At 72.2% G+C, this 18,614-nt stretch carries 15 protein-coding genes and 1 tRNA gene; 12 read left to right on the top strand and 4 right to left on the bottom strand.

Features of this window, described 5'->3' with window-relative positions; all coding sequences use genetic code 11:
- Positions 1–16: 16 nt before the first annotated feature.
- Entirely contained in the window at positions 17–1,252 is a 1,236-nt protein-coding gene (locus ACQP04_RS06825; protein WP_433506203.1) for an acyl-CoA dehydrogenase family protein, read from the top strand.
- Positions 1,253–1,264: 12 nt separating this feature from the next.
- On the opposite strand, the gene ACQP04_RS06820 is transcribed toward ACQP04_RS06825, so the two are convergent.
- Positions 1,265–1,690: a nuclear transport factor 2 family protein gene (locus ACQP04_RS06820; RefSeq protein ID WP_433506202.1), complete on the bottom strand. Its 426-nt coding sequence runs from the start codon at positions 1,688–1,690 to the stop codon at positions 1,265–1,267.
- 256 nt (positions 1,691–1,946) lie between these two features.
- On the opposite strand from ACQP04_RS06820, the gene katG reads away from it, so the two are divergent.
- The 10 genes from katG (at position 1,947) to ACQP04_RS06770 (ending at position 11,866) form a co-directional block, all read left to right on the top strand.
- Positions 1,947–4,136, top strand: coding sequence for a catalase/peroxidase HPI (gene katG / locus ACQP04_RS06815; RefSeq protein WP_433508323.1), 2,190 nt, complete (start codon positions 1,947–1,949; stop codon positions 4,134–4,136).
- 151 nt (positions 4,137–4,287) lie between these two features.
- Positions 4,288–5,691 carry a LytTR family transcriptional regulator DNA-binding domain-containing protein gene (locus tag ACQP04_RS06810; RefSeq protein WP_433506201.1) on the top strand — a complete coding sequence of 468 codons (1,404 nt, stop codon included), beginning with the start codon at positions 4,288–4,290 and terminating at the stop codon, positions 5,689–5,691.
- 368 nt (positions 5,692–6,059) lie between these two features.
- Complete coding sequence (locus ACQP04_RS06805) at positions 6,060–6,527, top strand: MSMEG_3727 family PQQ-associated protein (protein WP_433506200.1); 468 nt, start codon at positions 6,060–6,062, stop codon at positions 6,525–6,527.
- A 13-nt stretch (positions 6,528–6,540) separates the two neighbouring features.
- Positions 6,541–8,241 (top strand): PQQ-dependent dehydrogenase, methanol/ethanol family, encoded by a 1,701-nt coding sequence (locus tag ACQP04_RS06800; protein ID WP_433506199.1) that lies wholly within the window; start codon positions 6,541–6,543, stop codon positions 8,239–8,241.
- Positions 8,242–8,292: 51 nt separating this feature from the next.
- On the top strand, positions 8,293–8,388 hold the full coding sequence (gene pqqA / locus ACQP04_RS06795) for a pyrroloquinoline quinone precursor peptide PqqA (RefSeq protein WP_433506198.1): 96 nt from the start codon (positions 8,293–8,295) through the stop codon (positions 8,386–8,388).
- Between the two features lie 60 nt (positions 8,389–8,448).
- Complete coding sequence (pqqB, locus tag ACQP04_RS06790) at positions 8,449–9,342, top strand: pyrroloquinoline quinone biosynthesis protein PqqB (RefSeq protein ID WP_433506197.1); 894 nt, start codon at positions 8,449–8,451, stop codon at positions 9,340–9,342.
- 8 nt (positions 9,343–9,350) lie between these two features.
- On the top strand, positions 9,351–10,052 hold the full coding sequence (gene pqqC / locus ACQP04_RS06785; RefSeq protein WP_433506196.1) for a pyrroloquinoline-quinone synthase PqqC: 702 nt from the start codon (positions 9,351–9,353) through the stop codon (positions 10,050–10,052).
- A gap of 8 nt (positions 10,053–10,060) precedes the next feature.
- Positions 10,061–10,420: a pyrroloquinoline quinone biosynthesis peptide chaperone PqqD gene (gene pqqD / locus ACQP04_RS06780; protein WP_433506195.1), complete on the top strand. Its 360-nt coding sequence runs from the start codon at positions 10,061–10,063 to the stop codon at positions 10,418–10,420.
- Positions 10,413–11,504 carry a pyrroloquinoline quinone biosynthesis protein PqqE gene (pqqE, locus tag ACQP04_RS06775; protein WP_433506194.1) on the top strand — a complete coding sequence of 364 codons (1,092 nt, stop codon included), beginning with the start codon at positions 10,413–10,415 and terminating at the stop codon, positions 11,502–11,504. Before pqqD ends, pqqE begins: the two co-directional genes overlap by 8 nt.
- Positions 11,501–11,866 carry a hypothetical protein gene (locus ACQP04_RS06770; protein WP_433506193.1) on the top strand — a complete coding sequence of 122 codons (366 nt, stop codon included), beginning with the start codon at positions 11,501–11,503 and terminating at the stop codon, positions 11,864–11,866. Before pqqE ends, ACQP04_RS06770 begins: the two co-directional genes overlap by 4 nt.
- Before the next feature lie 56 nt (positions 11,867–11,922).
- Here ACQP04_RS06770 and ACQP04_RS06765 read toward each other — a convergent pair.
- From ACQP04_RS06765 to ACQP04_RS06755, 3 genes are all read right to left on the bottom strand, one after another.
- Positions 11,923–11,999: transfer RNA gene (locus tag ACQP04_RS06765), tRNA-Met, on the bottom strand.
- 278 nt (positions 12,000–12,277) lie between these two features.
- Positions 12,278–15,208: a UPF0182 family protein gene (locus tag ACQP04_RS06760; protein WP_433508322.1), complete on the bottom strand. Its 2,931-nt coding sequence runs from the start codon at positions 15,206–15,208 to the stop codon at positions 12,278–12,280.
- A 176-nt stretch (positions 15,209–15,384) separates the two neighbouring features.
- Entirely contained in the window at positions 15,385–16,407 is a 1,023-nt protein-coding gene (locus ACQP04_RS06755; RefSeq protein WP_433506192.1) for a YlbL family protein, read from the bottom strand.
- 50 nt (positions 16,408–16,457) lie between these two features.
- Between ACQP04_RS06755 and ACQP04_RS06750 the strand changes: the two genes are divergently transcribed.
- Positions 16,458–17,954: a zinc-dependent metalloprotease gene (locus tag ACQP04_RS06750; RefSeq protein ID WP_433506191.1), complete on the top strand. Its 1,497-nt coding sequence runs from the start codon at positions 16,458–16,460 to the stop codon at positions 17,952–17,954.
- The last annotated feature ends 660 nt before the right edge of the window (positions 17,955–18,614 follow it).

The raw sequence follows: 18,614 nt of genomic DNA, 5'->3' as shown, positions 1-18,614 counted from the left end.
ACGTCGGAGGCACCCGGTGTCCGTCTCCTTCTCCCTCTCCCCCGAGCAGATCGGGCTCAAGCACGCCGCGCGGGAGTTCGCCGAGGCGAACCTGCGCGATCTGGCCGACGCCGTCCGCGCCGAGCCCGACCCGGTCCGCCGCGCCGCCCTGGCCCGCCCGGCCTTCGAGAAGGCGGTCGCGGCCGGCTTCCTCAAGGGCCTGATCCCGGCGCCCTTCGGCGGCGCGGCGGGCGGCGGCGTCGACGCGGCGATCCTGATCGAGGAGTGGGCGGTGCACAGCCCGGACTTCGTGATCTCGATGGCCGGGCCGCTGATCGCGCTCGCGCCGGTCTACGAGGTCGGCAGCCCCGAGCAGATCGCGCGCTTCGTGGCGCCGTTCCTCGCCGACTCCGGTGCGCCGGTGGCCGCGATGGCCTACTCCGAGCCCGGCGGCAGCGCGAACTTCGACGCGCCGCCGCCCGCCGAGGGCACCCGCACCACCGCCGTGCCCGACGGCGACCGCTACGTGATCAACGGACGCAAGGCGTGGGCGTCGCACCTGCCGGGCTGGGACGGCGACGGCCCCGACCTCATGACGATCGTCTGCCGCGCGCCCGGCGGGGTCTCGCTGGTCGTCGCCGAGCGGGAGCACCTGGCCGGGCACGTCGAGGTGGAGGAGTACCACGACCTGCCGGCGCTGCGCGGCTGCCTCACCGCGACCGTCCGGCTCGACGACGTCCGGGTTCCCCGGGCGAACCTGCTCGGCCGCGAGGGCCAGGGGGTGGAGCTGTGCCGCAACGCGTTCGTCGGCAGCGGGGCCTCCATCGGCACCTTCGCCGTCGCGGCGATGCGCCGGGCCTTCGAGGTGGCCCTGCGGTTCGCCACCACCGAGAAGCGCGGCGGCGCGGTGCCGATCGTCGAGCACCAGTCCGTGGCCGACGTGCTGGCGGACGCCAAGGGCCGCATCGAGGCCGTCCGGCTGCTGTCCTGGCGGGCCCTCGACGCCGCGCTGGCCGGGGACCCGCATGGTCCGGAGTGGGCGCTGCACGCCAAGGTGTTCGGCTCGGAGACCGCCGTCGACGTGATCACCGACCTGGTCAAGATCGTGGGCGTGTCGGCCTACGACACCGCGTTCCCGCTGCTCCGGTACCTGAACGAGGCCCTCGCCTATCCGGTGATCGAGGGGTCCAACGTCGGGGTGCGCCGCCGCCAGCTGCAGGCCCTCCTCCGCACGCCCGGCTACGACCCGCTGGCCGCGTCGGGCATGGAGTGACGGCGGGCGGGGTCAGGCCGGGTCGACCCGCTTCCAGAAGTCGGTGAACTCGATCGTGTCGAAGAAGGCGATCGCCTCGACGATCCGCCTGTTCCCGCCCTCCCCCGCCAGCCGCATGTACCAGCTGTAGGTGTTGTCGTAGGGCGTGCCGTCGCGCGCGGTGGCGTGCGCGTCGAACAGGGCGATCACCCAGTCCCCGTCGGCGAACAGGCCGCGCACGCTCGGCACCAGCCGCTCGGACATCCGGGCGTTGAACGGGTCGATGACCACGTCCAGGAACTCCTGCCGGCTGCGGAACGTGCGCGACACCGGGCTGTTGCCGGTGATCGTCCAGGTCGCGTCCTCGGCGAGCAGGGCGAACGGGCCGCCGACGCCCGCCGCCCACTCGTCGAACGCCGCACCGATCAGCTCCTTGTCGGTCTGCCGCTCATCGCCCATGGCGAACACCACCTTCCTTCCAGGTCGGGGACGTCGGCAGCATGCCGGACGCGCGCCGCCGGAACCAGGGGCACGTCGGTGGTCTCAGACTGCGACATGTTCTTGAGGCATTCCAGAACGTGGGCCAGACTCCGCGCGTGTCCACGGGTCGGCGGACCACCACCACGCGGTCCGCCGATCACCCGCCCACCACCGAGCCGAACGCAGGAGGATCGCAGTGTCGTCGTCCGAGGACCACACCACGGTCGAGAAGCAGATGCAGACGGAAGGGGCGGGCGGCTGCCCCGTGCACGCCGGCCGTCTCGGGCACCCGACCGAGGGTGCGAGCAACACCGACTGGTGGCCCGACCAGCTGAACCTGAAGATCCTCCGCAAGCACCCGGCCGTCGCGAACCCGATGGACCCGGACTTCGACTACGCCGCGGAGTTCCTGACCGTCGACCTGGACGAGCTCGCCCGCGACGTCGACGCGGTCCTCACCGACTCCAAGGACTGGTGGCCGGCGGACTTCGGGAACTACGGCCCGTTCATGATCCGTATGGCGTGGCACAGCGCGGGCACCTACCGCGTGGACGACGGCCGCGGCGGGGCGGGCGCGGGCATGCAGCGCTTCGCGCCGCTCAACAGCTGGCCGGACAACGGCAACCTGGACAAGGCCCGGCGCCTGCTGTGGCCGGTCAAGAAGAAGTGGGGCAGGAAGGTCTCCTGGGCCGACCTCATGATCTTCACCGGCAACCGCGCCCTGGAGACCATGGGCCTGAGGACCTTCGGCTTCGCCGGCGGCCGCGCGGACGTCTGGGAGCCGGACGAGGACGTCTACTGGGGCCCGGAACGCACCTGGCTCGGCGACGAGCGCTACACCGGTGACCGCGAGCTGGAGAAGCCGCTCGGCGCGGTCCAGATGGGTCTGATCTACGTCAACCCGGAGGGCCCCAACGCCAACCCGGACCCGGTCGCCGCGGCCCGCGACATCCGCGAGACCTTCGGCCGGATGGCGATGAACGACGAGGAGACCGTCGCCCTCATCGCCGGCGGGCACACCTTCGGCAAGACCCACGGCGCGGCGAACCCGGACGTCGACGACAACGTCGGCCCCGAGCCCGAGGGCGCCCCGATCGAGCAGCAGGGCCTCGGCTGGAAGCAGGGCTTCGGCACGGGCAAGGGCCGCGACACCATCACCTCGGGCCTCGAGGTCACCTGGACCTCCACGCCCACGCAGTGGAGCAACGGCTTCTTCGACAACCTCTTCGGCTACGAGTACGAGCTGACCAAGAGCCCCGCCGGCGCCTGGCAGTGGGTGGCGAAGGACGGCTCCGGGGACGACAAGATCCCCGACCCGGAGACCGGTGAGCTCAACCGGCCGGTCACGATGCTGACCACGGACCTGGCCCTGCGGTTCGACCCGATCTACGAGCCGATCTCGCGGCGCTTCCACGAGAACCCGGACGAGTTCGCCGACGCGTTCGCCCGCGCCTGGTACAAGCTCACCCACCGCGACATGGGCCCGATCCAGCGCTACCTCGGCCCCCTGGTGCCGCAGGAGGAGCTGCTCTGGCAGGACCCGGTCCCGGCCCGAGGCGACTACACCCTCTCCGACGAGGACGTCACCGCCCTCAAGGAGAAGATCCTCGGGACGGGGCTCTCCGTCTCCCAGCTGGTCTCGGCCTCCTGGGCCGCGGCCTCGTCGTTCCGCAGCAGCGACAAGCGCGGCGGAGCGAACGGCGGGCGCATCCGCCTCGAGCCGCAGCGCGGCTGGGAGGTCAACGACCCGGACGAGCTCGCCCAGGTCATCCGGGCGCTGGAGGGCGTCCGGGCGTCGTCCGGCACGGAGGTCTCCTTCGCCGACCTGGTCGTGCTGGCCGGTGCGGCCGCGATCGAGAAGGCCGCGAAGGACGCCGGCACCCCGGTCGCGGTGCCGTTCACCCCGGGCCGGACCGACGCGACCCAGGAGCAGACGGACGTCGGCTCCTTCGCGTACCTCGAGCCCACCGCGGACGGCTTCCGCAACTACCGCGGCAAGGGCCACCGCCTGCCCGGCGAGTACCTGCTCGTCGACCGGGCGAACCTGCTCGGGCTGAGCGCGCCGGAGCTGACCGTGCTGGTCGGCGGCCTGCGGGTGCTGGGCGCGAACACCGGCGGCTCGAAGGCCGGCGTGTTCACCGACCGGCCGGGCACGCTGACCAACGACTTCTTCACGAACCTGCTCGACATGGACATCGAGTGGAAGTCGGTCGCCGGCGACGACGACCTGTTCGAGGCCCACGACCGCGCCACCGGCGAGGTCAGGTGGACCGGCACCCGCGTCGACCTGGTCTTCGGCTCGAACTCCGAGCTGCGGGCCCTCGCCGAGGTGTACGCGAGCGACGACGCGACGGAGAAGTTCGTGAAGGACTTCGTCGCGGCGTGGGTGAAGGTCGCGAACGCGGACCGGTACGACCTGGTCTGATCCCCGACCCGTCGGGGCGCCCGCCCCGGCCGTTGACCCGAAAGGGCCCCCTGGACTTCGTCCCGGGGGCCCTTTCGTCGGCTGACGCACGGGCGCGCCGATGCCTACAGTGGGACCTCCCTGGCTGCGCTCAACGACGAGTGGTCTCCACATGAACGACGTACACCGGCTCGGCCCCACGGCGGCGACCCCCTACCGGGACACCGTGCTCGCGGCGTGGGAGCGGTTCGTCGACGGCGAGGACAGCGTCCCCGGGGTCCGCCCCGAGGTCGTCGTCTCCTGGCACCGTTGCCGGGAGCAGTACCGCGTCGACCCGCTCCTGCGCGCCGCACCGGTCGCCGTCGAGCAGATCGACCACACCCTCGAGCACGACGTCGTGTTCACCGAGCTGGGCGGCCTGGCGGCCTCCGTGGCCCAGGACGTCGACAACCTCAGCGGCATCGTCACCGTCGCCGACGCCACCGGGCGCATCCTCGCCGCGTGGGGTAACAAACCGACGTTGGGCCGGGCGTCGGACTCCAACCTGGCGCCCTGGTACTGCTGGTCGGAGTGTGCGGCGGGCACGAACGGCATGGGCACGGCGCTGGAGGGCCACGGCCCGGTCCTGGTCCGCGGCGCCGAGCACTGGTGCCAGGCCTTCCACAACTGGGTGTGCGCCGGCATCGCGGTGCGCGACGTCGTGACCCGGGCCCCGATCGCGGTCCTCAACATCTCCTGCTGGCGCACCGCCCTCCCCGACGCGACGGGCGCGTGGCTCTCCCACGCGGTCGCCACGACCCGGCGCACGCTGCGCAGCCGGGCCCGGGACAGCGGGACGGCGCTGGTCGCGGCCTTCACGCAGGCCCGGGCCCGTCCCGGGATCGCACTCGCCGCGATGGACACGGCCGGCAAGGTGGTGATCGCCGACGAATCGGCGAGCGTGCTCATGGGCGTGCCGGCCGCCACCCCCGCGATCGACCCCACCGTGCGCTGGAACCCGGGGCTGCCGGACCTGATCGGCATCGCGCGCTACGCCGACCGGCAGGCGGCGCACAACCCGGACTGGGTGGGGGCGACCCAGGTCTTCACCCATCTCGCGGACGAGCCGACGCCGGTCGGCGTCCGCCCGGTCTTCGTCTCCGGGCGGATGGTGGGGAGCCTGCTCTCCTTCGGGGTGGTCGACGGGGACCTGGTCGGCGAGCTCGAGCCGCCGACCCGGCCGCGGGGGCCCCAGGGGGCGCGGCGGCGGATCGTCGCCCTCCGGGAGAACCGCCTGGTGCTGTTGCGGCCGTCGGAGGTCCACCTCGCCGAGGCCGACGGCAACGACGTGTGGCTCTCGACCGACGAGGGGCGCCTGCGCGCCGCCTCCGCCGGCCTCGACCGGCTCGACGACGACCTGACCGACGCCGGGTTCCTGCGGGTGCACCGCCGGTACGTGGTGAACCTCGACCGTGTCCGGGAGGTCGAGCGCGGGGACAAGGGAGAGCTGTCGCTCGTCCTCGACAGCCGGGCGGGCGACCGGGTGCCCGTGTCGCGACGCAACGCCCCCGGGGTGCGGCGCGCGCTCGGGATCTGAGGCCGACCGGCGATCTTCCGGCGGCACCGGATCGCGGGGGAACGGTAGCTCGGACCGAACGAACGGCTCCCGGCACCGCGAACCAGTACGTGACCTTGCCGCTGCTCCTGTGACGCGCGTAACGTTTTGCCCCTCCGGCGAACGAATTCGGGGCGGGGTCCGGCCGCGTACGGCGAACGCCGTTCCCGTCGATCGTCGTACACATTTCCGGACGGCATTCGAGACGACCGACAGCGACCGATGCCCGTGATCCCGGTTCGTCGTCGCGCACCGCACGACCGGGGCGCGACACCCGGACCGGGACCGGCGGGCGGCCGGACGCGCGAGGCGGACGACACGCGACAGGCGCGGACCAGGAGGCGGAGCCGATGACGACCAGTAGCGCCCAGGATCGGGCGGAACTGATGCACAAGCTGGGACTGGACCACCAGAACAAGGGCCCCATCGGTCGCGTCATCACGACCGGCAACGTCGAACAGGCCAAGGAGCGGGAAGACGGCACCATGTACATCCGGCTCCGGATCAACCCGGACGAGATCGCATGGGACCCCGCCGTGATCGTCATGCCGCACGGCGGCGATCTGGAGATCGAGATCTTCAACGACGACCTGAACACGCACTGTGCGCTGTTCCCCAGCAACGGCGACCGGAAGTTCATCTGGTTGGTGAACCATTCCCGCGGTCGGGCCAAGCTCAATCTCGACGGCCCCGGCTACTACTGGTTCAGCTCGCCCACCGGTAACGACGAGGGCCGTGGGCTGACCGGCGCCATCGTCGTCCTCGGCGACGTCCCGCCCGAGGCCCGCCTCGACCGACCCGAACAGCCGCGGCCGTAGGAAGGAGCAGACCATGACCGTCGAGTACGTCGACGCCGGCGAGGCCATCGACCAGGGCGATCTGAGCGGCAAGCACGGCGACGCACCGCCGGTCGTCGAGAACGTGACCTACGAGCGCATCCTCGACGCCCGTTCGGAGCCCCAGAACTGGCTCACCTACTACGGCGCCTACAACGGCCAGCGCTTCAGCCCGCTGGACCAGATCAACACCGAGAACGTCAAGGGCATCGGTCCCGCCTGGATCTTCCAGTCCGGGACGAGCGGCATGATCGCTGGTGCGTCGACATACGCCTTCGAGGCCAGCCCGATCATCGTCGACGGGATCATGTTCGTCTCCGGCTGGGACGGCTGGGTGTGGGCCCTCGACGCGAAGACGGGGACGGAGATCTGGCGGTACAAGCACGCCACCCCGTTCGACATCTCGCTGTGCTGCGGGAACGTCAACCGCGGGGTCGCCGTGGCCAAGGGGAAGGTCTTCTCGGTCACCCCGAACGCGCACCTGATCGCGCTCGACGCGGTCACCGGCAAGAAGGTCTGGGACAAGACCTACGGCGACGTCCGGGCCGGCGAGAGCGCGACGGTCGCTCCGCTGATCGTGAAGAACATGGTCGTCGTCGGCAGCTCGGGCGGCGAGTTCGGCGTGCGCGGCCACCTGGACGCCTTCGACCTCGACAGCGGCGAGCACCTGTGGCGCTGCTACATGGTCCCGAAGCCGGGTGAGCCCGGTTCCGAGACCTGGCCGGCCGACGGCCAGGCCTGGGCCCGGGGCGGGGCGAACTGCTGGCTGACCGGCACCTTCGACCCCGAGACGAACCTGCTGTACATCGGCACGGGCAACCCGGCACCGGACTTCGACGGCGAGGTCCGGGAGGGCGACAACCTCTTCACCGACAGCATCGTCGCCGTCGACGCGGACAGCGGGCAGATCCGCTGGCACTACCAGTGCACCCCGCACGACGTCTGGGACTACGACAGCATCTCCGAGTGCATCCTGTTCGAGTCGGAGGGGCGCAAGCTGCTCGGACACTTCGACAAGAACGGCTACTTCTTCGTCGTCGACCGGACGAACGGCCAGCTGGTCCAGATCACGCCGTTCGTCGACCGGATCGACTGGGGCAACATCACCCGCGACGGCAAGGTGACCCCCGCGCGGTACCCCGACAAGGAGGGTGACCCGGTCCACTTCTACCCCGGTCCGGCGGGCGCGAAGGAGTGGACGCACGCGGCCTACAGCCCGGAGACCGAGCTGTTCTACGTCCCGATCCAGGACGTCGGCGCCACGGCGACCCGACGGCGCCGCGAGTTCAAGGAGAGCATCCCCTACTGGGGCGCGGGCGTTCAGGTCGACATCGAGGACATGACGGGCTACGTCAGCGCGTTCGACGTCAACGGCGAGGAGAAGTGGCGCTGGCGCAACAACCTGCCGATGTGCGCGTCGGTGCTGGTCACCGCCGGTGGTCTGGTGTTCGCCGGCACGCCCTCGGGCGAGTTCAACGCGCTCGACGCCCGCACCGGTGAGCTGCTCTGGCAGTTCCAGTGCGGCAGCGGCCACCACAGCAGCCCGACCACCTACTCGGTCGACGGCCGGCAGTACGTCGTCGTGCCGGTCGGCTGGGGCGGCTGGGCCGAGGGGTTCCTGCCCGGCATGCTCGGCGCCGGTCACGGCAGCGCGCTGATCGCCTTCGCCCTGCCGGAGGGGGCCCCGAGCCGGTAGGTCACGTGCCGTTCCTGTGCCGCACATCGGGCGCAGAGGGGAGGTGAATCCATGGAGTCCCAGCTCACCGAGTGGGAGCCACCGGAGTTCGACGAGATCGGCGTCGCCCCCGAGGTGACGATGTACGTCGCCCGGAGGGAGGACTGACGGGATCGAGAGGTGCGCCGGGTCGGCCCGGCGCACCTCTCCGGTTCGTGGAGGTGCCGGATGTGGCTGCAGGTGCTCGGGTCCGCCGCCGGCGGGGGTTTCCCGCAGTGGAACTGCGGCTGCCCGGGGTGCCGGGCGGTGCGCGACGGCTCGCGGCCGTGTGTGCCCCGCTCGCAGTCGTCGGTCGCCGTGAGCGCGGACCGGCGATCCTGGTACCTGCTGAACGCCTCGCCCGACGTCCGGGCGCAGATCGAGGCGTTCCCCGCCCTGCACCCGGACGCGGGCCGGGCGACGCCGCTGCGGGCCGTGCTGCTCACGGACGCCGAGCTCGACCACACGCTCGGTCTCCTGCTCCTGCGCGAGGCGCGCGCGCTGGAGCTGCACGCCACGGCTGCGGTGCGCCAGACGTTGTGCGAGGGGTCCGCGCTGCTCAGGACCCTCGAACGCTACTGCGCGGTCGACTGGCACCCGGTCGTCCCGGGCGCCGACGTCGCCCTCGGCGAGGGGCTCTCCTACCGCGCCTTCGACGTCCCCACGAGGAAGGCGGCGCGTTTCGGTCCCGGGCGGGCCGAGGGACGCGTCGTCGGGTACCGGCTGACCGACACCCGCACCGGCCGGGCCGCGGTGTACCTGCCCGGGGTGCAGGAGCTCGGCGCCGGCGTGCTCGCGCAGCTGCAGGACTGTGCCTGCCTGCTGCTCGACGGCACGTGCTGGAGCGACGACGAGATGGTCCGGCTGGGCCTCGCGTCGAAGACCGCGCGCGACATGGGGCACGTCCCGATGGACGGTCCCGGCGGCAGCCTCGCGCAGGTCGCGGAACTGCCCGTCGCACGGACGATCTACGTCCACCTGAACAACACCAACCCCGTTCTGCTGGACGACTCCCCGGAACGCCGGGCCGTCGAGCGGCACGGGGCGGAGATCGCCACGGACGGCCTCGAGGTGGAGGTCTAGGGGGTGCCATGACGGCCACGACCGACAGGACCGGGACGACCGCAGGCTTCGTGGACGCGCTGCGGGCGCGGTCGCGGCGCTACCACGACCAGCACCCCTTCCACGTGCGGATGAACGCCGGCCTGCTGAGCCCCGCGCAGATCCGGGGCTGGGTGGCGAACCGCTTCTACTACCAGGAGAACATCCCCCGCAAGGACGCCGCGATCCTCGCCAACTGCCCGGATCTCGAGGTCCGCCGGCGGTGGATCCGGCGCATCGTCGACCACGACGGCACGGCCGGCACCGAGGGCGGCATCGAGGCCTGGCTGCGCCTGGCCGAGGCCGCGGGACTGACCCGCGAGGAGGTCCTCGACCACCGGCACCTGGCCCCCGGGGTCCGGTTCGCCGTCGACGCCTACGTGACCTTCGCCCGCACCCGGCCGTGGGTGGAGGCGGTGGCGTCGTCCCTCACCGAGCTCTTCGCGCCGGACCTGATGGCCGAGCGGCTCGCGGCGTTCGAGCGGTACTACCCGTGGATCGAGCGGGACGGCCTGACCTACTTCCGGAACCGGCTGCACCAGGCGCCCCGGGACTCCGAGCACGCCCTGCAGGTGGTGACCACGCACTGCCGCACCCCCGAGGAGCAGGAGCGCGCGGTCGACGCGCTGTCGTTCAAGTGCGACGTGCTCTGGAGCCTGATGGACGCCGTCGACCGGGCCTACCCGGAGTGAGTGCGCCGATGAGCTCGCCCGACGCCATGGTGACCGGCGCGGTGTCCCCGTCCGGGCGGCCGCGGCTCGCCCGGCACGTCCGGCTGACCTTCGACCGGGCACGGGAGCGGCACGTCCTGCTGCGCCCGGAGGCCGTGGTCGTCCTCAACGACACGGGGGCCGCGATCCTCGGCCTGTGCGACGGCGAGCGGACGGTCTCCGGGATCGTCGAGGAGCTGCGGGGCCGCTACGCCCATGTCGCCGCGGCCGACGTGGAGCGCTTCCTCGCCGGCCTCGTCGAGCGGCGCTGCGTGGTGATCGAGGTGGAGGGGACCGATGGGGCCGCCCGGCGTGGTGTGGCGATCGACCCGGAGGACGACGATGGATAGGCCCTTCGGGCTGCTGGCCGAGCTGACCTACCGCTGCCCGCTGGCCTGCCCGTACTGCTCCAACCCGCTCGACCTCGCCGGGTACCGGGACGAGCTGGGCACCGCGGAGTGGCTCCGGGTGTTCGACGAGGCCCGGGACCTGGGTGTGCTGCAGTGCCACCTCTCCGGCGGCGAGCCGTTGCTGCGCCGGGACCTCGTGGACCTCGTCCGGCACGCCACCGGGCTCGGGATGTACACGAACCTGGTGACCAGCGCCGTCGGGTTCTCCCGACGCCGCGCGGAGGAGCTGCGCGAGGCGGGCCTCGACCACGTGCAGATCAGCATCCAGGCCGACGAGCCCGGCGCGTCGGACCGGATCGCCGGGACGCCGTCGTTCGCGCGCAAGATCGCCGCGGCGCGGATCGTGAAGGAGCTGGGCTGGCCGCTCACGGTCAACGTCGTGCTGCACCGGCAGAACATCGACGGTCTCGCCGACATCGTCGGGCTGGCCGAGGAGCTGCACGCCGACCGCGTGGAGCTGGCCAACACCCAGTACTACGGCTGGGCACTGCGCAACCGCGCCGCGCTGCTGCCCACCGCCGAGCAGCTCGACCGGGCGGAGGAGGTCGTGCGCGACGCGGCCACCCGGCTGGCGGGCCGGATGGACGTCGTCTACGTGCTCCCGGACTACTACGAGCGCTATCCCAAGCCCTGCATGGGCGGCTGGGGCGCGCGGCAGCTCACGGTCGCCCCGAACGGCGACGCCCTGCCCTGCCCCGCGGCGCAGACGCTGCCGCTCCCCCGCGCGAACGTCCGCGAGGACTCCCTGGAGCGGATCTGGACGGACTCACCCGTGTTCCGGCGGTTCCGCGGGACCGACTGGATGCCGGAGCCCTGCCGGAGCTGCGACCGCCGCGAGATCGACTTCGGCGGGTGCCGCTGCCAGGCGTTCCAGCTCACCGGCGACGCCGCCCGCACCGACCCGGTCTGCCACCTCTCGCCGGACCACGAGATCGTCGAGGACCTCGTGCGGGCCGCCAACTCCGGCGCCCGGCCACGGGTGGAGGCGCTGGTCCCGCGCCCGCACCGGGCGGGTCCGTCATGAGGACCGCCGCCGAGCGGCCCCGGCACCCCGAGGCCGACCAGGCCGAGCTGGCGTACCGCATCGCGTGCGACGCCTCCGTGCTCCAGCTCGAGTGCACCTACGCCGAGGTGCCGGAGCCGCTCTGCCACGAGCTGGTGCGCTGGTTCTCCGCCACCGTTCGCCGGCTCCGGGAACCCGGCCTCCCGCTCGACGACCTGCGCGAGCTCGCCGACGAGTGGCGGCGGCGCCGCGCCGCCTACTTCTCCGACCACGACTGGGCCGAGGTCCGCCTCGTTCCGCCCCTCGACCGCCCGCGGCCCTCGCTCTGGTGGCGCCTGCGCCGGGGGCGGGAGCCGGTACCGCCGCGCCCGGCCGTTCGCTGACCCCGATGCGCACAAGCGGAAGGCCCCCGGGACGATGTCCCGAGGGCCTTCCGTGGTGGTAGCGGGGGCAGGATTCGAACCTGCGACCTCTGGGTTATGAGCCCAGCGAGCTACCGAGCTGCTCCACCCCGCGTCGCTGTGGTCTGCCCTTCCGGGCTTCGCACTGCTGTGTTGCTGTTGTGCCCAGAACATTACACGCTCGCGTACGGCATGTGCACGGGGGGTCGGTTTCGACCTCCGGCCCCCTGACCTGCGACGATGTCGCGTTCTCTTAGGCGCTGGGGCGTTCTCGCCGGTCAGCGGGCCGCGGACCGGATCCGGTAAGCCTGCTCACATCCTTCGGCCGGCTCCGAGAACGCCGACGGGCGGCCCCGGTGACCGGGACCGCCCGTCTGCGGCGCTGTGCCGGCCTCAGCCGCCCGGCGACGGGGCCGGGGTGGCCGAGGGCGCCGGGGCGGCGCTCTGGGCGGCCTGGAACTTCTTCACGGCCGCGTCGAGGGCCGAGAGCGCCTCACCCTGGGCCGTGAAGTCACCCGACTGCTGTGCGGCCTTGAGCTGGGCCAGGGCCGCGGAGATCTCGCCCGCCGCGGAGGCCAGCTCGGGACTCGCCCCGGTGTTCGGTGTCGGCGACCCCGCCGACGGTGCCTGTGGCGTGGAGCCCTGGGTCGGTGTCGTGGCCGCGGCCCCGGCACCGGCGCCCGCCCCGAACACCTGGTCCAGCGCCGTCGCCAGGTTCGCGTCGTAGCCGACGCGCCCGCCGAAGCTCACCAGCACGCGGGCGAGCTGCGGATAGGACGAGTCCTGCCCCGCCCGCTCGATGTACACGGGTTCGACGTACAGCAGCCCACCCGCCACCGGCAGCGTCAGCAGGTTCCCGTAGTCGATCGTGGTCTGGTTCTGTCTCAGCAGGTTCAGCTCCGACGACACGTTCGGCGAGCCGAGGAACTGCGCCTGGACCTGCTGCGGGCCGAGTGTCTGCGTGTCCGCCGGCAACTGCAGCACGGTGATCTTGCCGTAGGTGTCCGGTTCCGAGCTCGCCGACATGTACGAGGCCATGAACTGGCGCCGCAGGCTCACGAGGGCGCTGGTGAGCTGGAAGCTCGAGCCGCTCTGCCCCGGCAGGCCCGTGAGCATGTAGTACGGCGGCTGCGCGTCCTGCGACGCGCCGGTGTTGCCCTGGACCGTCGGGTCCGACGGGACGTCCCAGAACGAGACCGTGGAGAAGAACTCGCCCGGGTTGTCGACGTGGTAGCGGGTCAGCAGCTCGCGCTGGACCTTGAACTGGTCCTCCGGGTACCGGAAGTGCTCGCGCAGCTGGTCGCTGATGTCCGACGCGGGCTTGACCGTGCCCGGGAACGTCTTCATCCAGGTCTGCAGGACCGGGTCCTTGTCGTCGAAGGCGTAGAGGGTCACGGTGCCGTCGTAGGCGTCGACGGTCGCCTTCACGGAGTTGCGCAGGTAACTGATGGTGTCGTTCGGCAGCCGCTGCCCCTGGAGGCCGAGCTGGCTGTCCTGCGTGGTGTCGCCCAGCGGCACCTGCTCCGCGTACGGGTAGTTCCGCAGCGTGGTGTAGCCGTCGACGATCCACTGGATGCGCCCGCCGACGACCGCCGGGTACGGGTCGTTGTCGACGGTCAGCCACGGGGCGACCTTCTCGACGCGGTCCCGCGGGTCCCGGTCGTACATGATCCTCGAGTTGTCGTTGATCGAGCTGTTGAACAGGATGTTCCGCTCGCCGTAGTAGAGCGAGAAGACCAGCCGGTTGAACAGGTTGCCGAGCGAGACGCCACCCTTGCCCGTGTACGTGTACTGGGCGCTGTCGGTGTCGTACTCGCGCGGCGCGGCACCCTCCTCGGCGCCGACGATCGAGTAGTCCGTGATCAGCTCGCCGTAGTAGATCCGCGGCTCGGCGACCGGGATCTGCCCCTCGGTCGTGGTGTCGCTGACGGTGAACTTCGGCAGGCCGCCCTGGCCGCCGGTGTCCTCCAGCGCGGCGTTGACCTGGTTCGCCGGCGCGGCGACGAAGCCGTTGCCGTGCGTGTAGACGAGGTGCCGGTTGATCCAGTCCTGCTGGTTGCCGACGAGCGCGCTCGAGTCGAGCTCACGGGCGGCGACCACGTAGTCCTGCTTCTGCCCGTTGACCGTGTAGCGGTCGATGTCCAGCTTCTCGGGGAAGCCGTAGAAGTTCCGCCGCTGCTGGAGCTGGGTGAAGGTCTTGGTGAGCTTGCCCGGGTCGAGCAGGCGGATGTTCGGGATCGTGTCCGTGTCCGCCCGGACCTGCGCCGACGTGGCGGACGACGTGCCCGAGTAGGGCTCAATCGTGACCTTGTCGTCCGTGAGCCCGAAGGCCTGCCGGGTGGCGGCGATGTTGCGCTCGATCGACGGCGCCTCGCGCTCGTTCGCGTTGGGCGCGACGACGAACTGCTGCAGCACGGCGGGCCATGCGGCGCCGACCAGCACGCTCGACAGCACCAGGAGCACCACCGCGATTGCCGGGAGCTGCAGGTTCCGCCGGAACACCGCCGCGAAGAACGCCGCGGCGCAGATGATCGAGATGACCAGCAGGATGATCTTGGCCGGCATCACGGCGTTGAGGTCCGTGTACGTGGCGCCGAAGAAGTTCTGGTTGCGGTCGGAGTAGAGCAGCTCGTACCGGTCGAGGTAGTACGCCACCGCCTTGAGCAGCACGAACACCCCGGCGAGGATCGCCAGCTGCGCCCGCGCGGCCGCCGAGACCTGGCCCGAGCGGCCGGCCAGCCGGATCCCGCCGAAGACGTAGTGCGCGATCAGTGCGACCACGAAGCAGATCGCGACCGTGACGAACAGCCAGTTCAGCAGCATCCGGATGAACGGCAGCGTGAAGGCGTAGAAGCCGATGTCGTTGCCGAACTCGGGATCGGTCTGCCCGAACGGCGTGCCGTTCAGGAACATCTGCGTGGTCTGCCAGTCGCCCTGCGCGGCCAGGCCGGCGATGATGCCGACGATCACCGGGATGCCGATCCCGAACAGCCGCAGCCGGCCGATGATCACGGTGCGGTACCGGGCGATCGGGTCCTCCGGCCCGTTGACCGGCACGAAGACCGGGCGGAACCGGTAGGCGAGCCAGAGCGTGAGCCAGACCGCGCCGCCGAGCAGCAGCCCGCCGATCACGAACTGGACGATCCGGGTGCCGATCACGGTGCCGAGCACACCGCGGTAGCCGGTCTCGCCGTACCAGAGCCAGTCGACGTAGAAGTCGACCAGCCGGGATCCACCCAGCAGCACCACCACCAGGACCGCGGCCGCGATCAGCAGTATCCGCGTACGGCGGGACAACGACGGTGCTCCCGCCGGGGGCCGCATGGCCACGGCAACTCCTCGAGGGTCGGTTCTGGTGCGTCAACTCTACGGACGGGGTGTGGAGTTCCCGTGTGTCCCGTGTGCCCGCACCGTTCGTACGGTTCGTCCGTTCCGTGTCCGCTCGCGGGCGACCGTACCGCGTCCGCCCGACAGTGCGGATCCGCCCAGCTCAGCCACTCTCAAGGAGTGCACAGCGGGGCCTGCCCGCCGACGTCGAGCGTCTCCAGCGCGTCGACCGCGGAGGCGAGCGTGGTCACCCGGACCAGGCGCAGCCCGTCGGGCGCGTTCTGCACGGCCTCGGCGCAGTTGTCGCTCGGCACGAGGAAGGTGACCGCGCCCGCGTCCCGCGCCGCCCGCATCTTGAACGGGATGCCGCCGATCGGCCCGACCGTCCCGTCCGCGGTGATGGTGCCGGTGCCCGCGACGAACTGCCCGCCGTTGAGCTCCCCCGGCGTCAGCTTGTCGACGACCGCGAGCGCGAACATCAGCCCGGCCGACGGGCCGCCGATGTCGCCGAGGCTGATGGTGATGGCCCCGGAGACGGGCTGGACGCCCGGCCGCACGCCGAGCATCCCCTGGTCGCGGTCCGGGCTGGAGCCGAGCGTGATCGTGGCGTCCTGCTGGGCGTCGCCGCGCCGGTAGGTGACGACGACGGGCTCGCCCGGCCGGGTGCCGTTCAGCGCGTCGGCCACGGCCTGCGGGGTCGCGACCGGGGTCCCGCGCACAGCGACGATCGTGTCGCCCTGCTGCAGCACGCCCTCGGCAGGCGAGCCGGGCACGACGTCGGCCACCGTGGCCCGGGTCGGCAGCTTCAGCTCGGACAGCGCGGCGAGCTCGGCGTTCGTCTCCGACGCCGTGAACTGCTCCGCGTTCTCCCGGTCGACCTCCTGGGTCGACCGCCCGGGCGGGAACACCGTGTCCCGCGGCACCAGCCGCCGGTCCGGTGCCAGCCAGAACCCGAGGGCCTGCAGGCCGGTCACGCCGTCGTTGACCGAGACCGTGGTCATGTTGAGGTGCCCCGAGGTGGGGAAGGTCGGCGCCCCGTCGACGGCGACGACCTGCGTCCCGTCCACGGCGCCCAGCGTGTCGTAGGTCGGCCCGGGCCCCAGGGCGACGAAGGGCACGCGGACGACGGTCCCGACGCCCACCACCACCATCACCAGGAGCACCGCGGCGACCAGCGTCGACGTCCGGCGTCTCACGGAGAGCGAACCTACGCCGCAGCCCCCGGGGGCCGCGTACCGTGGTCGGTATGAGTGACGTCCCGTTCGGCTTCGGCCCTTCCGACCGCGACCCGGACCGCGACCGCAAGCGGGACGAGGGTGGCGAGGGCGGCAACGAGGGCCCCCAGGACCCCTTCGGCTTCGGCAGCCTCCCCGGCGGCGGTCAGTTCCCCGGCATCCCGGGGATGCCCGGTATGCCCGGCGTCGGTCCGGGCGGCTTCGACGTCGGCCAGCTCGGCCAGATGCTGAGCCAGCTCGGGCAGATGCTGTCCAGCGCGAGCCAGGCGGGCGGCGGCGGTGGCGGCCCGGTCAACTACGACCTGGCCGCGCAGATGGCCACCCAGCAGCTCGCGCAGAAGACCTCGTCGCTCACGGACGCGCAGCGCACCGCCGTGGCCGACGCGCTCAAGCTGGCGGAGCTCTGGCTCGACCCGGCGACGGAGTTCCCGGCCGGCGCGAGCGAGACCGTGGCCTGGACGCCGACGGACTGGGTGAAGGCGAGCATGCCCACCTGGAAGCGGCTGTGCGACCCCGTCGCCCAGCGCGTCTCCGGCGCGTGGGTGGAGGGCCTGCCCGAGGAGATCCGCAGCGCCGCCGGCCCGATGCTCGCGATGATCGGCCAGATGGGCGGGCTCGCCTTCGGCAGCCAGCTCGGCAGCGGCCTCGGCCAGCTTGCGGCCGAGGTGCTGACCGGCACCGAGGTCGGCTTCCCGGTCGGGCCCGAGCGCACGGCGGCCCTGCTGCCCGAGGCGATCGAGAAGTTCACCGAGGGCCTCGACCGCCCGGCCAGCGAGGTCATGATCTACCTGGCCGCCCGCGAGGCGGCGCACCACCGGCTGTTCGCGCACGTGCCGTGGCTGCGGGAGCGGCTGCTCGGCGCGGTCGAGGACTACGCCCGCGGCATCACCGTCGACACCTCGCGCATCGAGGACATGGCCCGCCAGATCGACCCGTCGAACCCGGCGTCGATCCAGGAGGCCATGCAGTCCGGCATGTTCGAGCCGCAGACCACGCCGGAGCAGAAGGCGGCCCTGGCTCGGCTCGAGACGCTGCTCGCCCTGATCGAGGGCTGGGTGGACACCGTCGTGGCCGAGGGCGTCGGCGAGCGGCTGCCCGGCGCGGGCGCGCTGCGCGAGACGCTGCGCCGCCGCCGCGCCTCCGGCGGCCCGGCGGAGCAGGCCTTCGCCAGCATCGTCGGGCTCGAGCTGCGGCCGCGGAAGCTCCGGGCCGCCGCCGAGCTGTGGAAGCTGCTCGGCGAGGAGCGCGGGATCGAGGGGCGCGACGCGGTGTGGGCCCACCCGGACCTGCTGCCGGACTCGGACGGCCTCGACGACCCCGCCGGCTTCGTGCAGCACCGAGACGACACGGCCGACCCGATCGCCGAGCTGGAGAAGCAGTTCGCCGCGGAGGCCGCCGAGGCCGCGGAGCAGGAGAAGCCGGAGGAGCCGGAGACCCCCGACGCGTCCGACCGCCCGGACGAGTCCGGCAAGGGGGACGACGAGGGCGGGTCGGGCCCGAAGGCCTGATCCTTCGCTCGGGTGGGTGTGCGGGCCGGGACGGGTGGCCGATGAGCCACGCTGTCGCGCCCCGCTCATGGGCCGAGGTCCGGCCGCAGCACCCCGAGCTGAACTGCGGCCGTCTCGGGCTGCTCGCTGGTGTGCTGCCGCGCGCGTGAACGGCCGCGCGGAAAAGCATGATCACCGCTTGCGGTAGCTGGCGGCCGCTGATGGCCGGGATGTACCCCGTTCGGTGATCATGGTCGCCGGCGGGCGGTGTGGCCGGGGCTGATCTCTGCGGCGCCCCGGGCAGCTCGCTGCCGACCGGCTGGACTCGCGTCGCCGCCCATGCCTGAGCTGGGGAGAACGATGATCGCCGGTTGCGGTACCGAACGGCCGCTGATGGCAACGACGTACCGCGTTCGGTGATCATGCTCGCCCCGGCGCTACTCTGCCCGTCAGCGGTGGCGGAGCCGACTCGGGGTTGCCGATGTCGTCCGTCAGTCCGGCGACCGGCCCGGCCACCGACCGGCCGCGTCCCCCTCTGTCACACACCCCAACGGTCGTCGCACACCTGGTCGACGGTGTGTGCGGCGCGCCTCGCGGGTGTGGCGCGAGGCCCCGGGGTGTGCCGGGTGTCGGCGGGTGTCCGGGAACGCGAACCGTCGACGTGGCGAGCAGGCCCGGTGC

Origin of the sequence: Pseudonocardia halophobica, assembly GCF_050948485.1 — a bacterium.
GTDB lineage: Bacteria > Actinomycetota > Actinomycetes > Mycobacteriales > Pseudonocardiaceae > Pseudonocardia > Pseudonocardia halophobica.
The sequence above is the reverse complement of the archived record's forward strand: the minus strand, read 5'-3'. Positions and strand labels throughout refer to the sequence as shown.